21 protein-coding genes and 1 riboswitch are annotated in these 18,784 nt (G+C 35.1%); of the genes, 3 read left to right on the top strand and 18 right to left on the bottom strand.

Annotated elements, in window-relative coordinates; genetic code table 11:
• Positions 1–27: 27 nt before the first annotated feature.
• The 3 genes from D7004_RS12235 to D7004_RS12225 are packed head-to-tail and all read right to left on the bottom strand — an operon-like array spanning position 28 to position 1,668.
• Positions 28–516: a pyridoxamine 5'-phosphate oxidase family protein gene (locus D7004_RS12235; RefSeq protein ID WP_123206131.1), complete on the bottom strand. Its 489-nt coding sequence runs from the start codon at positions 514–516 to the stop codon at positions 28–30.
• A 53-nt stretch (positions 517–569) separates the two neighbouring features.
• The gene (locus D7004_RS12230; RefSeq protein WP_123206130.1) at positions 570–1,175 is read right to left on the bottom strand and encodes a DNA-3-methyladenine glycosylase; all 606 of its coding nucleotides are present in this window, start codon (positions 1,173–1,175) and stop codon (positions 570–572) included.
• 13 nt (positions 1,176–1,188) lie between these two features.
• Positions 1,189–1,668 carry a GAF domain-containing protein gene (locus D7004_RS12225; RefSeq protein WP_123206129.1) on the bottom strand — a complete coding sequence of 160 codons (480 nt, stop codon included), beginning with the start codon at positions 1,666–1,668 and terminating at the stop codon, positions 1,189–1,191.
• 176 nt (positions 1,669–1,844) lie between these two features.
• Here D7004_RS12225 and D7004_RS12220 point away from each other — a divergent pair, with 176 nt between their 5' ends.
• Positions 1,845–2,579, top strand: a complete 735-nt coding sequence (locus D7004_RS12220; protein ID WP_244214324.1) for a DUF3291 domain-containing protein — start codon at positions 1,845–1,847, stop codon at positions 2,577–2,579.
• Between the two features lie 24 nt (positions 2,580–2,603).
• On the top strand, positions 2,604–2,855 hold the full coding sequence (locus tag D7004_RS12215) for a hypothetical protein (protein ID WP_123206128.1): 252 nt from the start codon (positions 2,604–2,606) through the stop codon (positions 2,853–2,855).
• 297 nt (positions 2,856–3,152) lie between these two features.
• On the opposite strand, the gene D7004_RS12210 is transcribed toward D7004_RS12215, so the two are convergent.
• The 7 genes from D7004_RS12210 to D7004_RS12180 form a co-directional block, all read right to left on the bottom strand.
• Positions 3,153–3,500, bottom strand: a complete 348-nt coding sequence (locus tag D7004_RS12210) for a Dabb family protein (RefSeq protein WP_123206127.1) — start codon at positions 3,498–3,500, stop codon at positions 3,153–3,155.
• Between the two features lie 92 nt (positions 3,501–3,592).
• Positions 3,593–4,093 carry a YMGG-like glycine zipper-containing protein gene (locus D7004_RS12205; protein ID WP_123206126.1) on the bottom strand — a complete coding sequence of 167 codons (501 nt, stop codon included), beginning with the start codon at positions 4,091–4,093 and terminating at the stop codon, positions 3,593–3,595.
• 131 nt (positions 4,094–4,224) lie between these two features.
• The gene (locus D7004_RS12200) at positions 4,225–4,944 is read right to left on the bottom strand and encodes an adenine nucleotide alpha hydrolase (RefSeq protein ID WP_123206125.1); all 720 of its coding nucleotides are present in this window, start codon (positions 4,942–4,944) and stop codon (positions 4,225–4,227) included.
• Positions 4,934–5,623, bottom strand: coding sequence for an SIR2 family NAD-dependent protein deacylase (locus D7004_RS12195; protein ID WP_208646833.1), 690 nt, complete (start codon positions 5,621–5,623; stop codon positions 4,934–4,936). Before D7004_RS12195 ends, D7004_RS12200 begins: the two co-directional genes overlap by 11 nt.
• Positions 5,623–6,555, bottom strand: a complete 933-nt coding sequence (locus tag D7004_RS12190; protein ID WP_123206124.1) for an ABC transporter substrate-binding protein — start codon at positions 6,553–6,555, stop codon at positions 5,623–5,625. Before D7004_RS12190 ends, D7004_RS12195 begins: the two co-directional genes overlap by 1 nt.
• 153 nt (positions 6,556–6,708) lie before the next feature.
• The gene (locus D7004_RS12185; protein WP_123206123.1) at positions 6,709–7,299 is read right to left on the bottom strand and encodes a DUF6580 family putative transport protein; all 591 of its coding nucleotides are present in this window, start codon (positions 7,297–7,299) and stop codon (positions 6,709–6,711) included.
• Positions 7,300–7,336: 37 nt separating this feature from the next.
• Entirely contained in the window at positions 7,337–9,199 is a 1,863-nt protein-coding gene (locus D7004_RS12180; protein WP_148042793.1) for a TonB-dependent receptor plug domain-containing protein, read from the bottom strand.
• Between the two features lie 97 nt (positions 9,200–9,296).
• Positions 9,297–9,484, bottom strand: a riboswitch (cobalamin riboswitch).
• 84 nt (positions 9,485–9,568) lie between these two features.
• Here D7004_RS12180 and D7004_RS12175 point away from each other — a divergent pair.
• A complete protein-coding gene (locus D7004_RS12175) occupies positions 9,569–10,819 on the top strand; it encodes a serine hydrolase (protein ID WP_167459484.1) in 1,251 nt (416 codons plus the stop codon).
• 68 nt (positions 10,820–10,887) lie between these two features.
• Here D7004_RS12175 and rplT read toward each other — a convergent pair whose 3' ends face one another.
• The 8 genes from rplT to D7004_RS12135 form a co-directional block, all read right to left on the bottom strand.
• Complete coding sequence (rplT, locus tag D7004_RS12170; RefSeq protein ID WP_123206121.1) at positions 10,888–11,232, bottom strand: 50S ribosomal protein L20; 345 nt, start codon at positions 11,230–11,232, stop codon at positions 10,888–10,890.
• A gap of 77 nt (positions 11,233–11,309) precedes the next feature.
• Complete coding sequence (rpmI, locus tag D7004_RS12165; protein ID WP_123206120.1) at positions 11,310–11,510, bottom strand: 50S ribosomal protein L35; 201 nt, start codon at positions 11,508–11,510, stop codon at positions 11,310–11,312.
• Positions 11,511–11,539: 29 nt separating this feature from the next.
• On the bottom strand, positions 11,540–12,109 hold the full coding sequence (infC, locus tag D7004_RS12160) for a translation initiation factor IF-3 (RefSeq protein WP_123206119.1): 570 nt from the start codon (positions 12,107–12,109) through the stop codon (positions 11,540–11,542).
• A gap of 15 nt (positions 12,110–12,124) precedes the next feature.
• Complete coding sequence (gene thrS / locus D7004_RS12155) at positions 12,125–14,050, bottom strand: threonine--tRNA ligase (protein WP_123206118.1); 1,926 nt, start codon at positions 14,048–14,050, stop codon at positions 12,125–12,127.
• A 173-nt stretch (positions 14,051–14,223) separates the two neighbouring features.
• A complete protein-coding gene (locus tag D7004_RS12150; protein WP_123206117.1) occupies positions 14,224–15,354 on the bottom strand; it encodes an acyltransferase family protein in 1,131 nt (376 codons plus the stop codon).
• Between the two features lie 112 nt (positions 15,355–15,466).
• A complete protein-coding gene (locus tag D7004_RS12145) occupies positions 15,467–16,366 on the bottom strand; it encodes a hypothetical protein (protein WP_123206116.1) in 900 nt (299 codons plus the stop codon).
• A gap of 220 nt (positions 16,367–16,586) precedes the next feature.
• Entirely contained in the window at positions 16,587–17,324 is a 738-nt protein-coding gene (locus D7004_RS12140; RefSeq protein WP_123206115.1) for a (Fe-S)-binding protein, read from the bottom strand.
• Between the two features lie 21 nt (positions 17,325–17,345).
• Entirely contained in the window at positions 17,346–18,653 is a 1,308-nt protein-coding gene (locus D7004_RS12135; protein ID WP_123206114.1) for an MFS transporter, read from the bottom strand.
• Between the last annotated feature and the right edge of the window lie 131 nt (positions 18,654–18,784).

The raw sequence follows: 18,784 nt of genomic DNA, 5'->3' as shown, positions 1-18,784 counted from the left end.
TCCTGCTTTCAAAAGAAATTTAATATTTTAAAATTTCATTGTATCATGCTTTCCCATGTCTGGTGTATCACCGGTTACAACAGCTTTTAAAATACTAAAAAGTACAACTATTTTCGATGATGAAGAATCCCAATATTCTGCTTCATCAGGTGTAACTTTAATTAATATCAGGCTTGGGTCTTCAATTCCATCAGGAAACCATGCCTTTACAAATGGAGAAAAATAAGCTTCTTTTCTAACTTTATCATCAACCAATTCTGCTTTCCCTTTAACCGTTAAGTATGTATTTTTAGATGGGTCGCTATACGCCAATAAAACATTATCATCTTTAGATATTTCTTTAGACTTTGGCGAATATTCATTGGTAAAAAACCAGATTGTTCCGTCATCCTCTATTTTTGCCGTACCCATTGGGCGACTACCAAATTCATCCTTTGCTGTAAAAGTTGTGAACATACATGTCCGCACACTTTCTGCCATTTCTTTTAAAATCGATATATTTTTTTCGTTCTTCATGTTATTTTGTATATAAACGAAAAACAGGTCAAAAGGTAAAATGTTTGATTGCTTTAAATCTTATTTGGCTTGCTAACGTATTTATTTCCTTTAACAAAAAAGCGAAGCGGCAATAAAGCATGTTCTTGTGCATAGGCGATGCCTACTCTTGGCGTGACAGCAATTTGTTCTTCAGGATATTTGATGTTATGATCCTCTATCCAAATTTCATTACCGGTTAAACTTTTTGCATTGAATGAACGGTCGATACCTAAAGCTTTAGCCGCAGAACCTGGTCCGGAAGAAATTGCAGATTTTGTAAAAGGCATTTTTCTACGCTCTTCAATAATCTCTAATCCAATTAATGGCTCAATAGCTCTGATTAGAATCGCGTGAGGTTCGCCGCTTGCAGAACTTACCACATTAAAAAGATTGTGCATGCCGTAGCAAAGATAAACATATGCAACCCCACCTAAATTGTACATGGTTTCGGTACGATTGGTTCGGCGACCGCAATAAGCATGAGATGCTTTATCTGCTACACCAAAATATGCTTCAGTTTCTACAATAATTCCAGCTGTGATATTACCATTAATATTGGAGTAAAGTACTTTACCTATAAGATCTTTAGCGAGCCAAATAACATCGTCATTTAAATAATAAGCAGCATCTAATTTCAAAATAATATAGGTATTATTTGTTTAATAAGATGGATATAACTTGCTCTAAATAAGATTTGTCTGTTGTATCGAAGTGATTTAAAAATTCGCTATCAACATCTAACACGCCTATTACTTTTCCCTCATTAATTAACGGAAGTACAATTTCAGATTTAGATGCAGATGCACAAGCGATATGACCAGGAAACTTATCAACATCAGGTACAATTAATGTTTCCATTTTTTCCCAGGATGAACCGCAAACGCCTTTTCCCTTTTTAATTCTTGTGCATGCAACCGGGCCTTGAAACGGACCAAGAACCAACTCATCATTTTTAACCAAATAAAATCCTACCCAAAACCAATTGAATTGTTCTTTAAGTGCAGCAGCTACGTTTGCCATGTTTGCCACAAAATCAGTTTCACCATAAAGCAAACCTTCAATTTGAGGTATTAAGGACTTATATTGTTCCGATTTAGTTGTATTTCTATTTATTGATAAATCTTCTGCCATAATAAACAAAGTTAGTCAGGATTAAATTGATTCAAAGATTTTCGTGATGATAATGACGAAAATGTGGTAAGAGAAATTGTACCGGATTGATTTGTAAATACGGAGATGAATTTTAAACCTAAAAAGTTAAAATGTTTTTATCACTTTAACAAGATTAATGACATAATTTTGAAAAGATGCTATCAGTAAAATCATTAGTTTTGAAACCATTAACCACATCTAACATGATTGTAGCTTTAACCATTACAAAATTCCGTACGCGTAGCATTATCTTTGGGTTTATTGGGATGGCCATTTTGCGAATCCCATTATTTTTGAATAAAAAATGCAAGTTTTGGAAATTAATGGGAAGCGGAAAAGATGCACAAGTTGATTTACCTCCTGATTTTAAGCATTGGGCTATATTGACAACATGGAATGATAAAGCTAGTTGTGATGAATTTTATAGTAAATCTTTTACCATTAAATGGTTTCGATTTTTTGGATTTGAAGAATTAACCATCTTACTTAAGCCTTTATCATCACATGGTTTATGGTCAGGTAAACAGCCTTTTATATTTGATAAATCAAATCAAATTCACACAGGTAAAATTGCAGTTATAACCAGGGCAGCAATTCACCTTAATAAAGTAAAAGATTTTAGAAATAATATTAAACGAGCCGCCAAATCGATGCGTGAAGCTCCTGGTTATTTATTGTCAGCCGGTGTGGGAGAAAACCCATATTTAGATCAAGCTACATTCTCGATTTGGGAAGATGCCGAGAGCATGAAAAACTATGCTTATAAATCATTTGACCACTCGGATGTAATTAAGCTAACTCGAGAGCGCAAATGGTATTCAGAAGAACTTTTCGCCCGCTTTGCAATTGTAGAAAGCCAAGGAAGCTTGAACGGACAATCCATTAACTAAATCACACCATCCAATTTTTATAACATGAGAGTTATTGCTGAACTACCACATCCTGAATGTAAAATATCCATCTTTTCAATGAACCAAAAATATATCGTAAAATTTGAACAAGGCACTTTTGAGCAAAGCTTTAAATTAGCTGAACTAGACCTGAGTGGAGGAGGTGTTAATGATGTGTTCGAAATTTTGGATGAAGATTTTATAGCTACCGTTATTGAAAGATTTAAGACAATGAGGACGGACTTTAATGCTGCGTATAAAAGGCATCAATATTGAGCAGATAAACACTTTAACTACCTGATATATAAGTCAATAATATCAATAACCAAATTTTATTTTTAATAATTACACTTAATTATATTTTAAAATTGCGTTATACTAAATAAACACATCACCATTCATTTACTAAAGTATTGAATAATAGATATTTAAATACGTTAACAATATATAATTTTGTTATTAAAAAGTGCCAAATATCTGAGAGGTTTTGCCTAAATCCATAATTTTATCATAAAAAAACCTCTAGCTAAATTAGCCAGAGGTTTTCCAAATTCTAAGTGTCGTTGTTATCTCTTATCCTTTCGTACTTGCAACAACAATATCATGTACTACAACTCTATACCAATTTTTCGAATATTTTTCTACTGCATCTAAATGCGTTTTATCTTCCTGGTATGCATTGTGGTCAGCTATGTTTGCAAAGGTAATTGTAAGCGCATAAGTAAAAGAGTTATCAGTTACCGGGCGTACTGGTGTTGGGGCAGCTAGCCCATAATTAAGTGTTTTAATAAACTTTATTGGTTTCAGCGCTTCGAAGAATCCGGTGAATTCGGCAATTTCTGCTTTCGTAAGTTGAGGCTTTAACCAGAACATTACAAAATGTTGTACCTGGCCTGGTTCTGCTATATTATTTTCGGTCATGATTTTTTTAACTAATATATAAGGAATTTATGAGACATAAAAAAAGCGCCCCGATGTAAAATCGGCACGCTTTTTTAAAATATTATTAAATTTTAGTTTTTAGGTTGTACGCGACCAGATTTTCTGTCTTCGCCTCTACCGATTAAGTAACCACCACCAGCACCAACTAATCCGCCGATAATTGCACCTCTACCTTTTTTCTTGTCGATTAAAGCACCACCAACCGCACCAGCGGCACCACCAATTACAGAACCTTTAGCGGCATCACTCCAGCCAGTTTTTTTAGCTGTTGGTTGTGTACCTCCGTAAGAACTTGAACTGCTACCACCAGAGCTTGCAGCGTATGATCTTGATGATTTTGCTCCAGCTTTACGTGCTGCTGCTAATTCAGCCTGACGTTGCTCTTCTGCAGCTTGTTCTTTTTTAGCAATTTCAACTTTTTTAAAGCTATCTAAACGTAAGCTATCTTTTACAGCTTTAACAGCCAATTGTTTTTCAGCTTCTTTTTGTTTAAGTGCTGCTTCTTCTTTTGCTTTATTGTTACAAGCAAACATAACCGAGCTTAGTGCTAATACAACTAATATCTTTTTCATAATGTTTAATTTTTGATTACTCTATCCTAATTACCTAACTAACTAAGATGTTTCATTTGGGATGTATAATTTAGTTAATTACCTACACTAAAGAAAAAATGATGCCAAAATATTTTAGCCAATAAAAAAATTTAAATCAAGTCGATAAACCAATACCCTAACTTATCTTCATCTAAAATTTTCGTATCCTCATAATTATTTATTGAGGGCTGGTTATATGTTCTAAATACCTTCTCTCCGAGTTCAAAATCTATCTTTTTAGCAAATATTGGTCCTTCATAAGCAAATGTATGAAACTCTCCATTTTCTCCACAGGGGTCTACATCTACAGGTAACTCGCTGATTAATTTACTATTAATAATTTCTCCACATATTGATTGAAGATTCTGTTGGGCACAAACAATGATGGTTTTATAGTTCAACTTTAGGAATTCTGCGATGAGCTTGGTAGTATTCTGTCCCCAAAGTGGAAAAATTGCTTTTAAACCAAGTTCGTTCAACTTCTGTTCTCGATAAGCCCTTAAATCTGCTAAAAAAATATCACCAAAAATAGAATGTGTTATACCTTCTTCCTTAAACTTTCTCAAATGTTGGTTCATTACGTCATCATAGGTTTCCATATCTGGCATTTCAGGTAGCCGTATGATATACAAAGGTATGCCGATACTTGCTGCTTGTTTGATAAGCAATGCTTCGCGAACTCCATGCATAGAAACCCTATTAAACTTTTCTGTAACCGTAGTAACCAAGCATTTAATTTCTACTAATGGATCTTGCATCATATAATGAAGTGCAAGCGTACTGTCTTTGCCACCACTCCAATTGAAAATACAAAGTTTTTTACCTTCCATCTAATAGAATTTTCTTCAGTTCAGCAAGACCGGATATGGCTTGTTTTTCTATTGAGATTACATTTTGGTAGCGCTTAACATTTGGTGTTACTGGATCGATGATATATTTTGGGGTTAATCGTGGCACAAAATCAATTAGTCCGGCGGCTGGATAAACTGCCAAAGAAGTACCAATAAGCACAAATACATCGGCTGTAGTGCAAATTTTTGCAGCAACCTCTATCATTGGTACTGCTTCGCCAAACCAAACTACATGCGGTCTTAATTGCGAACCATATTCACATAATTCACCCATGTTTATCTCTGTACCCTCAATTGGATAGGTTACGTCTGGTCTTATATCTGATTGTGATTTAGTAATAATACCGTGAAGGTGCGTAACCTTGGTAGAGCCTGCCCTTTCATGCAAATCATCTATGTTCTGAGTAATAATTTCAACATCAAAATATGCTTCCAATTCAGCAAGGATTTCATGGCCGCGATTTGGTTTTGCAGCCAAGACCTGCCTACGCCGCTCATTGTAAAATTCTTGCACCAATTCTGGATTTCTTTCCCATGCCTCGGGTGTTGCAACATCATAAACATTGTAACCTTCCCACAGTCCGTCAGAATCTCTAAAAGTTTTTAAACCACTCTCTGCGCTTATGCCTGCACCAGTCAAAACTACCAACTTCATCATCACTTAAAAACCTCAATTTTAGAATAATTTAAAAATTTAGCACTGATTCTTTCATCAGCTTTAAAAATTTCAGGATGAAACATGCAAGATAATGACGTTATTCCATCAACCAAAGTACCAATGCTTGGCTGTGTAAACATATCAAAATCAGCTAGATAAACTTGATTGTTCTTAACAGCTTCTAAATCGTTCCATCCGCTTTTGCTTGTTAGCAAGCTCATTTCCTCCATGCTTCTGGTTATATCAAAGCCACATGGAGCAATTACCAAAACTTGTGGATTGTACTTTAACACCTTATCCCACTGGGTAACAATTGAATCACCAGCGAGGTTTGAAAGCATATCTACACCTCCGGCAGCTGCAATTTGAAAAGGTATCCAATGTCCACAATTGTAAATCGGTTCAATCCATTCCATTAACATCACGCGTTTCAATGGTGCTTTGTTCGCCCGAAGCTTATCTAAAATATCATCTGTTTGCTTTTGAAGTGAAGCCAAATAATTTAAGGCTATTTCTTCTTTTCCAATTGCCCTGGCTATTGTTATAGCGCATTCAAAAACATCTTGTAAATTATTTGGAGATAAAGGAACCAATTTTGGTTGCTTTGTCAGCTTCATTACGGCTGTCTCTGTACAAACCGTATCTATGTTACAAACCTCACAAATATCCTGAGTAAATACGATGTCTGGTGAAATGCGCTCCAATAATTCATCATCAACCCAATACAAGCTTTTTCCTTGAGCTTTGGAAGCGGAAAAAATTTTATCTATTTCTATACTCGAATAATTTTTTCCTTCCAAAATACACCTTACCACTTTCGGCATATCAGCGGCTTCTTTCGGGCATTCGAAAGTTACTCCGTAAAGATATTCTTGCAAACCCATATCATAAATCATTTTGGTTGCGGCAGGTAAAAAGGAAACTATTTTCATACAATGGAATTTAAACCGTCATGTTAAACTGGATTCAGAATCTTATTTAAAAGATGCTGACTAAAATGAAGCACGACAGCAGATTATAATTTTAAAAAAAATCCCCTTTTGAATTTGAAGTCAAAAGAGGATTTACATGTCTTGTAATTAACTTTAAAGTTTTTGTGTTTGTAATTTAAGTACCGGATATTTCGCTTTAAGAATTTCAAAAGCCCCGAAAAGTATTGCTCCATAAACAATTGTTCCTTCTAAAAATCGGATTTCGAATGGAATTGCTTTTTCTAGTACTAGCCAAAAGCCTGCTAAATTTTGAGCATAAGCTGGATTTCCATACCAAATAGGGAAATCAGTAACTATCCAGTGGATTAAAACAATTGTTAGCGTTGATGCCAATAGGTTAACAACATTTACATTCTTAAGCATTAAGCGTCCAACCAAAACCATCAAAGCAAATGCGCCATAAACCCAATACCAACCCTCGTATAAAAAGCCACTACTATATTTACTAAAGATAGTTGTAGAGAGTACGAAATCACTTAAAAATAAGCTTAACAGCGGAAACGAGAATGCTTTTAAGTTATCTTTAAAATATGCACCACCAAATAAAGCAACAGCTCCGATAGAAGAAAAATTAGCAAATTGTAACTCATCAGAGTTAAATGTTACCAGCAAACGGAAACCCGTTAAAACCAATATCATTAATAACAATATTAAAGTACGTGGATTGAATTTTAAATGAGACATTTTATTTTGGTTATTTATTTACAAATCTAGTATTTTCTTATCGGATATTAAAAGTTACACCTGTATTAAAGTTGAAACCTAAACTATTGTAGCCAATAATTTCATTGTATTTTTCGTTTAATACGTTTTTAGCATCAAAAAATATTTTAACACGTTTTTTGGCTAAAGCATATTCTGCATAGGCACTTAATAATTTATACGCAGGTAAAGTATCAACAGTATATGTTACAAAATTACCATCGGTTCTGTTACCGAAATAACGGTAATTTGCACTTACAAATAAATTATCTGTTGCTTGCAAACCAGCATTTACACCAAAAGTGTGCTTCGGCCTGCGGAAAAGATAATCTGCAATTGCGTTATCAACGAAGTTAAATTCATTACCCTCTACATAAGCATAATAACCGTTGATGTTAAGTTTACCTAATTTTACAGCAGGCTCAACTTCAAATCCTTTGGTCTTCTGACTAACCTGGTTTACGTAACCTGCCGGAAAAGCATAAATGATTGCATCTTTCAAATCTCTTTTGAAGCCAGCCACACGTAATGAAAATCTATCTTCAGCAAAACTGAAGTTCACTCCTGCCTCATAGTTCTGAGATTTTTCTGGTTTCAAAGCTAAATTTGCTCCGAATTGTCCAAAAAGCATATTCAAAGTTGGAACTTTAAATGCAGTAGAAACGGTACCAAACAATTTTATTTCTTTTAGGATGTTTATTGTTGGTGTAATTGAATAGGTATAATTTTCTCCATATTGTTCGTGCTTATTGTAACGACCACCAACCTCTAAATTAAAAATGCTTAAATCGTGTAAAAACAATGAGCTATAAGCTGCAAAAATGTTGGATTTCGGAGTTGAACCAGCGGCAGAAAGTTTCATTACTCGGTTATCTATACCGGCTAATAAATCTAGCTTACTACCTAACTTTTGGTTATAAAATAAATCGATGATGTTCACTTTACCTTCAGTAAAACTTGGAAACGAGCTGTGCGCATCGTTCGATGTACTTTCATAGCTATAATTCAAAGTAATTTTACCGGTTTCAAATTCATATTGTGCATTTGTACCTGCAGCTACATTTTTCAAAATCGAATAATTTCCTGCATCGGTAAAGGCGCCACCATCAAAACTGTAATTACCATAGTAATAACGAACAAAAGGATTAATGGAAAAATGATCATCCAATTTAACGCCAAAATTTGCGTTTAAGGCACCGGTTCTAAATCCATCTTTATCTAATTCTGCATTGTTTCCAACAGGATTAGCAGCTTCTGAAATACCATCAGTTTTATTTTGAGTATAATTGATATTATAATTAAAACCTTCAACGCCACCATTTAAACCGATGGTTCCTTTATAACTTTCATAACTCCCTGCGCTTGCTACACCGTAAATGGTGTTACCTTTTGGTCCGCCTTTTTTTGTAATGATGTTAATAACACCAGCAACGGCATCCGAACCATAAATGGTAGATTGCCCACCTCTTAAAATTTCTATACGATCGATTTGGTCGATTGATAATAGACGTAAATCAAAAGCCCCACTATTTCCTGATGGGTCATTTTGAACAATGCCATCAATTAAAACAACAGCGTAAGCACTTCCGGCACCACGAAAAAATACAGATTTATTTAGACCAGGATTACTGCTCGAACCGGCAACAATTATTCCTGCTTGTTCGCTAATTAAATCGGGCAAAGATTTACCATGACTTCTTTCTAAAATTTCGCTACCAATAATTGTAACAACTTTACCTGTCTGCGATTGTTTTTGGTCGTTTTTTGTTGCCGTGATAACAACATCTTTAAGCCTTAAACTGTCTTGCGCCTTAGCCGAATAACTAAGCGTTAATTGTACAAACCCCAGGCTTGCGACAATTAGAATTCTTTTTTTGTTCATTTGATTGTGAGTTTTGCCCACAGCCAACAGATTAGAAAGGAAATGAAAATACGAAAATCGTTAAGTACCTCAATCCTAGCTTCAATCCCCGAAAGCTATGAAATTATACGCTAAGGCAGGTCTTCTGACTTACTCCCGGTGGTTTCCGCCTTCCCGTTTATAAAACAGTGGCTTTAGATTGAAATACCGTTATGGAGCTTACAGCTGCGGGACAGTTGCAGAATTACACTGCATTCCCTTTTAATTCCGGATGTAAAGCCGGAAACCAAAAGCGCTGCAAAAGTAGTAAAATAAAGCAAGATGTAAAATGGATGATTGAAAATGGCTTTTATCATACAAAAAGCTAACTTTAAGAATCAAATCTTCGCTATGAAATTATTAATTACATCAATCTGTTTGGCAATGAGTTTAACAGCAATGGCACAAAAAACTGATACCGTTTTTCTTAAAAAGTTGATGGAAACTAAACCTGATATGTTTAACGCTGTGTTGAATCATCCTCAGAAAAATGAAATACAAATTTTATATACGGAGATAAATCGAGATGCTGCAAACAAACCACATTTTAAAAGCTACAGCTATAATTTAAATCCGAAACACTATTTCTACCCTGCTAGCACGGTTAAACTTGCAGCAGTAATTTTTGCTTTAGAGAAAGTTAACCGATTGAAAAACTTGGGATTGAGTTCAAAAAGTGTAATGATTACCGATAGTTCTTTTACAGGTCAAACAAAAGTTTTTAAAGATTCTACATCAAAAAATGGATTGCCATCAATTGAGCATTACATTAAAAAGATTTTGCTTATAAGTGACAACGATGCATTTAACAGACTATACGAATTTATTGGTGGTGCTGAAATAAATTCAAAATTGAAAAAGAATGGATTAAAGGACAGCAGAATTTTAAATCGCTTAGCGATTGGCGACGCGGGTGAAAGTGCAAAACATACAAACCCAATCAAATTTTACAATGGTGATAAATTAGTTTACGAACAACCCGCACAATATGATCCAAAAGAATATAACCTGGTATTAACCAACACCGTTATGGGCAAAGGATATTTAGACAGCGCAGATAAATTGGTTAACAAGCCTTTTAGTTTGGAGAATAAAAATGCATTTGCCATTAACGACCAACAAAAATTAATGCAAAAATTGATTTTCCCTGAAGCTTTTCCGATTAATGAACGATACGATTTAACTCCCGAAGATTACAAATTGATTTACACTTACATGAGCAAGCTGCCAACAGAAAGTGATTATCCTAAATATGATCCTAAAGATTTCTGGCCAACTTATGCAAAAATGCTTTACTATGGTAGAGAAAAAAATGTAGAGCCCGACAAGAATATCAGAATTTTTAATAAGTATGGTGACAGTTATGGTTTCATCATCGATAATTCTTATTTCGTTGATTTCGAAAATGGAGTTGAATACTTTTTAACTGCAGTAATACAAAGTAATGAAGATGGGATTTTTAATGATAATAAATATGAATACGAAACGGTTTGTTATCCTTTTATGAAAAACTTGGGAAGAACAATTTATGAATATGAAATGCAAAGAACCAAGAAACACAAGCCAGATTTAAACAAGTTTAAGATGGATTATAAAAATTAGCACAAAAAAAAGTCCCGATTTACATCAGGACTTTTTTAAATATGATTAATCGCTTTAGGCGAAAATTTCTATTTTACTGCATCAATTACAGCTTTGAAAGCTTCAGGATGATTCATTGCTAAATCTGCTAAAACTTTACGGTTTAAACCGATTTCTTTTGAAGCTAATTTACCGATTAATTGAGAGTAAGATATACCGTGCTGACGAGCACCTGCATTAATACGTTGGATCCATAATCCGCGGAATTCTCTTTTCTTAACTTTACGGTCACGGTATGCATATTGCAAACCTTTTTCTACTGTGTTTTTAGCAACAGTATAAACTTTACTTCTTGCTCCCCAATAGCCTTTGGCCATATTAAGGATTTTCTTTCTTCTTCTTCTCGAAGCTACTGCGTTTACCGAACGTGGCATGTTGTTGTTGTTTTTTGGCAAGCGGCGTTCCGTTTACTCCGGAAACTTAAAGCCTGATACCTGGTGAAATTAATAAATTACTTTCCGATGCAAAGCATACGTTTAACGTTACCTGAATCTGCATCACTTACAATGCTAGTGTTTCCAAGCGCACGTTTACGTTTAGTACTCATCTTTGTTAAGATGTGACTTTTGTATGCGTTGTTTCTTTTGATTTTACCTGTTCCAGTAAGCGAAAAACGCTTTTTAGCACTGGAATTGGTTTTCATTTTTGGCATAACCTGTTTTTTAATTTATAAACCTATTTTTATTTTTTTGCAACTTTAGGCGCAACTGTAAGAAACATGCGTTTACCTTCTAACTTAGGTAACAATTCTACTTTTCCTACATCTTCCAAAGCCTGAGCAAATTTTAATAATAAAATTTCTCCCTGCTCTTTATATACAATTGCTCTACCTTTAAAATGCACATAAGCTCTAACCTTCTCACCGCTCTCTAAAAAGCTTACTGCATGTTTTAATTTAAATTGAAAATCGTGGTCGTTGGTATTCGGACCAAAACGAATCTCCTTGATTACAGTTTGTTTAGCATTTGATTTAATCTCTTTCTGCTTTTTCTTCTGCTCGTAAACAAACTTGCTATAATCAATAATTCTACAAACCGGAGGAACAGCATTTGGCGAAATTTCTACCAAATCTAATTCCAGTTCATCAGCAAGTGCCAAAGCTTTTGCCAAAGGATAAATCCCTGGTTCAACATTATCGCCAGCCAAACGCACCTCGGGCGATTTAATGTACTGATTAATGTTATGCTCTGCTTCTTTTTTCTTAAAAGGTGGACGTGGTCCCCTGTTAAATCCTGGTCTTCCTAATGCCAAATGTGTACTATTTAATTAAACTGTTATTTCTTTTATTAATAAATTGTTGAATTCTTCCAACGTCATTTCACCTAAATCTCCCTCGCCGTGCTTACGAACCGAAACTTTTCCTTCGGCCATCTCTTTATCACCGATAATGAGCATGTAAGGGATTTTTTTAACTTCCGCATCACGGATTTTTCGTCCAATCTTCTCATCACGAAAGTCAATCAGCCCGCGAATATCGGAATTATTTAGTTCATCTAAAACTTTTTTTGCATATTCTTCATATTTTTCTGAAATAGGAAGGATTGTAAATTGCTCGGGACTCAACCATAAAGGGAAATTACCTGCACAATGTTCGATTAAAACAGCAACAAATCTTTCGAGTGAACCAAATGGAGCTCTGTGAATCATTACAGGGCGATGTTTTAAATTATCACTTCCGGTATACTCCAACTCGAAGCGCTCAGGTAAGTTATAATCAACCTGAATGGTACCCAACTGCCATTTTCTACCTAAAGCATCCTTAACCATAAAATCTAGTTTAGGACCATAGAAGGCTGCTTCGCCATATTCTATAACGGTATTTAAACCCTTTTCGGCTGCAGCTTCAACGATTGCACTTTCGGCCAATTTCCAGTTTTCATCAGAACCAATGTATTTCGATTTATTATCCGGATCTCTTAGAGAAATTTGAGCAGTATAGTTATCAAAACCCAAAGATTTAAATACGTAAAGCACCAGGTCTATTACTTTTTTAAACTCATCTTTAACTTGTTCAGGCATGCAAAACAAATGTGCATCATCTTGCGTAAAACCACGTACACGAGTTAAACCATGTAACTCGCCACTTTGTTCATAACGATAAACCGTACCGAATTCTGCAAAACGTACTGGAAGATCTTTATACGAACGCGGTTTAAATTTATACATTTCGCAATGGTGAGGGCAGTTCATCGGTTTTAAAAAGAACTCTTCTCCTTCCTGCGGGGTTTTTATTGGCTGAAATGAATCTTTACCATATTTATCCCAGTGACCTGAAGTGACATATAGATTTTTATTTCCGATATGAGGCGTTACAACCTGTTCGTAACCTGATTTAGATTGTGCTTTGGTTAAGAAATTAACCAAACGTTCTCTTAAAGCGGTTCCTTTAGGCAACCACATTGGTAAACCTGCGCCAACTTTTTCTGAGAACATGAACAGCTCCAATTCTTTTCCTAACTTTCTATGGTCGCGTTTTTTAGCTTCCTCTATCATTAACAGATATTCTGTTAACTCACTTGCTTTAGGAAAAGTCACACCGTAAATACGTGTTAACTGTTTTTTGGTTTCATCGCCTCGCCAATAAGCACCGGCAACATTCATTAACTTTACTGCTTTAACAAAACCTGTATTCGGAATGTGTGGTCCGCGGCATAAATCAGTAAATTCTCCTTGAGTATAGAAAGTAATTTTCCCATCTTCCAAACCGTCAATTAAATCAAGTTTGTATTCATCGCCTTTTTCTGTAAAATATTTTATTGCATCAGCTTTGCTTACACTTTCACGAGTAAAAGTTTGTTTTTGCTTGGCCAATTCAATCATTTTGGTTTCAATAGCTTTGAAATCATCCGAAGAAAATTCTCTATCACCAAAATCAACATCGTAATAAAAACCGGTTTCAATCGCCGGACCGATACCAAATTTAGTACCCGGATAAAGTGCTTCTAAAGCCTCGGCCATTAAATGGGCTGATGAATGCCAAAAAGTTGATTTTCCTTCGGCATCATTCCAGGTTAACAATTTAACCGTCGAATCAGATTCTATCGGACGTGTTGAATCCCAAACCTGGCCATTAACTTCTGCAGCTAAAACGTTTCTTGCTAAACCTTCGGAAATTGACAATGCAATTTGATGGGCAGAAGTGCCCTTTTCATACTGACGAACCGAACCGTCAGGTAAAGTAATATTAATCATCTACAACTATGATTTTACCCCTAATCCCTTAAAAAGGACTTTAAAGTAGTTTATAAAATTTGTTAATTCTAAATCACATACAAAGCGATTTTATTTTGTGCAAAGATGCTGTTTTTAAGCTTAAAATGCAAGTTTAGCTCGAATAATAGATTATTGCAGATTGGCCTGGAAGGTTATGGATTTGTTTTAAGCCACTTTTCTTTTAAGTATTTTCGTATCGGAATATCCAACATTACCATTACTAAATATGCAATAGCGATAAGTACTACAACAGAAATAGGGATAATCCATACCAAGATGTTCATACTTGGCTTTGTTGTCATTACAAAAGTTAAAAAAATCCAAATAAAAGGGTAATGCGTCATATATAATGGATATGAAATTTCTCCAGATAGTTGGCATATTTTTTTAACCGAAGGTGATAAAGTAGCACCAGCACCTAGCGCAACCAAAAATGGAAAATAAATTAAAACGATTAAAGGTTCGCTTATCCAGTTAAAATCTTTAGAATAAGGCATTAAAAATGCTAAAAGCAATAAAATAGATATTCCCAAAAATCCCAATTTATTTTTGATAATCCAATTGGAACGATAAACCAACATTCCTGCTAAAAAGGAGTAAAAAACCCTGGCACCACCATCCCAAAAGGAAGCTCCACCCCATCCACCGGATAAATTAGTCGAGTTTATTGCAACATAAATGATTATTGCAGCTGCGATTGAAACCAAAATCCATAAATACTTTTTCCCAATTTTGTACAGTACAATTATATAAAGTATATTGGCAATATATTCCCAAAATAACGACCAGCTAGGCGCATTTAAATTAAACAAGTTAAAAAATCGCTCTTCTACAACAGGATATTGAATAAGAAAAATTGAGGATAAAAATATCATCGCAGTTTTACCAAAACCATAAATAGCGTACAAGTTACTGAAAGGATCGAATAGGAAAGTTAGCAAACCCAATATAGAACCAATTATAACTAATGGATGCAAACGAATAAGCCGAAGCTTAAAAAACTGTTTTAAGCCAATGTCTTTAGCTCTTGTATCATAAGCATAAGCAATTACAAAACCCGAAAGGCAGAAAAAGAAATCAACAGCGAGATAACCATGAGCGATGAAATTATTGGAGTAATCTAGAATCGCGATTTCCATGAAGTGAAAAATGACTACAGCTATAGCAGCTACACCTCTTAAACCATCCAGAATTTCGAAGTGTTTTTTTGTGTTTAAAAGTGTGTGGCTTGTAGATTGTTCAATCACTCTGTTTAATTTATATTTCTCTTCAATGATAAACATTTTGTTCTAAGCCACAAAAATCATCACTTTTATGTTGCATAGTAAGATTTAATAACCAAAAAAAAGCCTGCTCAAATTAATGAGCAGGCTTAATAACTATTTTCAAAAAAAATTATCCTCCAAAACCACGCACTACAACAGCACCACCTGGTCTGCCATTGCCGTTTCCTCTAAAGCGTTTCATCATATTTTCCATTTTGATTTTATATTCAGCTTCAGTAATTGGAGTAGCTTTTTTTGGTGCGGTTACATCTTTAGTGCTAACGTTTCTATATTCGATACTTTTAGCAATTGTACTTGTACCACGACCTTCGATAGCTAATACGGTACCTTCAGTCCACATATTTGGATTTGGAGAAAAATCAAAACCCAATTCTTTTGTATACCAAATATGAGTTTCTTCAGTAACATTTCTATCCATATCTAAAATTTTCATCGTTTTAGTAGATTTTACAATAGCTTCATTGCAAGTAATACCACAAATTTGCTTTGTAGCATCTGTTTTAACCACTTCTATTACTGGCGGAGCAACAGCTTTAGCCTTTGTAGTATCATTTTGATTTCTTCCCATTCCGCCACCAAAGCCCAAGCCTGCAGTTGCATTAAGTTTTAAACCACTTTGCATTACATAGGTTGTATCGCTTAAATCGAATACTTCAACTAATTTTTTATCTGCAAATGTGTAGTAGTATTCTCTATTACCGCCAGCGCCACCAAATCCTCTCATCATACGGCCCATGCCTCCACCGCCACCAGCGCCATTGCTATCTTCAGTTTCTTCAACAGGCATATAACTAGCATTGGTTGCGTTAAATAATAATTCGAAGTTAGATTTACTGCTTGACGGCATTCTTGCAGCCATTTGTTCAGGAATTTTAACTCCACTTGCGGCCATCATAGCAGCAGGATCGATAGTAGTTTCGAATTGAATTGCTCCAGAAGTTTTCTTTTGCGCATTAGCTATTGATGCGATGGACATTACTCCAAGTAAAGCGAATATGATTTTTTTCATTGTTTTGTTGTTAAGTTTTTGCTGTTCTTAATGATTTAAAATCATCAGAATTTAATTTTAGATGTTGAATTTAGATAAAGGTTTAACAAATGTATCGCACATAAATTGCTTAACCTGTTAAAAAATGTTAAACCCGATTTGAAATACCGTTCAATAGACATTTAAGCAATGAAAAAAAGCTATTGTAATGCTTCTTTTACATAAATATCTAATTCGTTTTTTAATACTCCGTACTTTCTAACCAGCCATTGCACAAAACATCGGCTATGTGCATGGTTTTGATAGGAAGATTATTTTTATCGATATAACCTTGAAGATGCAACAGGCATGATAAATCTGTAGATATAATATAATCAGCTTTTTGAGCTAAAGCATGGTTGACTTTTTGTTCGGCCATTGCCGATGAAATGGCATCGAACTTTACAGCAAATGTTCCGCCGAAACCGCAACACATATCAGTATCTTCCATCTCGAGCATCTCTAAGCCATGAACTTTTGATAGCAGTTGACGAGGTTCGTCTTTTATTTTGCATTCGCGTAAAGCACTGCAAGAATCGTGGTAAACCGCTTTTCCTTCTAGTTCAGCTCCGAAATAATCTTTCTTAGCTACATTAATTAAAAAATCAGACAGCTCCCAGATATTTGACTGTAAACTTCTGCATTTATTATGAACGATGGTATTGGTAAACAAATCGTTAAAACCGCCCTTAACCATCCCAACGCAAGATGCTGATGGAGCAACCACGTAAGTATTTTCGGTAAAATCGTTTAAGAATTTTGTCCCAACCTCTTTAGCTTCATCCCAGTAACCCGCGTTATAAGCCGGCTGACCGCAACAGGTTTGTTTTGAGTTGTATGACACTTTACAGCCCGACTTCTCCAATAATCTTAAAGTATTAAATGCGGTTTCGGGATATAACTGGTCGACAAAACAGGGAACAAACAATTCTACTTTCATAATTTTTTTCAGAGCACAAACTTACAATTTTACTAATTCTTTGCGTTCTGTTTTTTTCAATAGTGCTAAAAACACTAAACCAACAATAAAAAATGATGCCAATGCGATAATAGAGAAACGGATATTTCCTGTTAAATCTTCAATGTATGCAAAACTGAAAAGACCAATTACAATGGCTAGTTTTTCGGTAACATCATAGAAACTGAAAAATGAAGTAGAATCAGGTGTGTTTTGCGGCAAATATTTGGAATAAGTAGAACGAGATAAAGATTGAATGCCGCCCATGATTAAACCAACAATAGCTGCTAAGGAATAAAACTGGTATTCGTTTGTGATGTTATAACCGTAAACGCAGCAACCAATCCAGATGACAACAACCATCATGAGCACGTTAACATTACCCCATTTTTTCGCTAAAAACGACATCAACAATGCACCTGGAATTGCTACCAACTGGATGATTAAAATTACAGCGATGAGTTTTGCTGTTCCAAGTTTTAATGTTTTCTCTGCAAAGCCAGCCGCCGCCAACATAATCGTTTGTACACCCATGGAATAGAAAAAGAAGGAAAGCAAAAATCCTTTCAGCTTTTTAATTTGCTTTAACTGTTCCCAAACTTTAGCCAACTCGCTAAATCCATCTTTTATAATATTGGTGGATACCTTATCCGTTTGAGGTTTCCCATTGGGCAATACCGAAAATGGAATTTGCGAAAATGCTATCCACCACACACCGACTAAAAGAAATGATAATCTCGGTGGGAATGATGCATCAACAATACCGAACCATTCAGGCTTTAGCACAAATAAGAAACACACCAGCTGCAATACTACCGAACCAATATATCCATAAGAAAAACCCTGAGCACTTACCCTATCTTGATGTTCTTCAGTTGCAATTTCTGGTAAATAGGAATTACTAAATAAAACTCCGCCTATATAACCCATTGCTGCCAATGCAAAAAAGATGACGCTCATTTCTAGCGTATCCAGTTTGAAAAAATACAATGCCATACAGGCCAAACCACCCATGTAGGTAAAAAATTTCATGAATGATTTTTTATTGCCTCTTCTATCTGCAATTGATGATAAAATCGGCAATGCAAAAGCCATAATTAAATAAGCAAAAGACAATGCATAGTTGGATAGCGAAGTGTTTACAAAGGTTCTTCCGAAAAACTCAACCTTATCGCCATATTCTTTTGTTGTGGTAATGATGGTGTAATATGCCGGAAAAATAGTTGATGTAATGACCAAATTATAGGCCGAGTTTGCCCAATCGAAGAAAGCCCAAGAGCGGATGGTTTTCTTATTGTTTTTTTCTATCATTTGTTTTTTTCGCTTCGCGGATGATTACATTAATTAGCGCCACACCAACCCTCCTAAGAATGGAGGGAGAGCAAAGCGATTAAATTATTTTTTTAGACTTCGCAAATAGTTACTGTTCACAAAACTAACAT

Source organism: Pedobacter jejuensis (assembly GCF_003725795.1).
In the GTDB taxonomy this organism is placed as follows: domain Bacteria; phylum Bacteroidota; class Bacteroidia; order Sphingobacteriales; family Sphingobacteriaceae; genus Pedobacter; species Pedobacter jejuensis.
The sequence above is the reverse complement of the archived record's forward strand: the minus strand, read 5'-3'. Positions and strand labels throughout refer to the sequence as shown.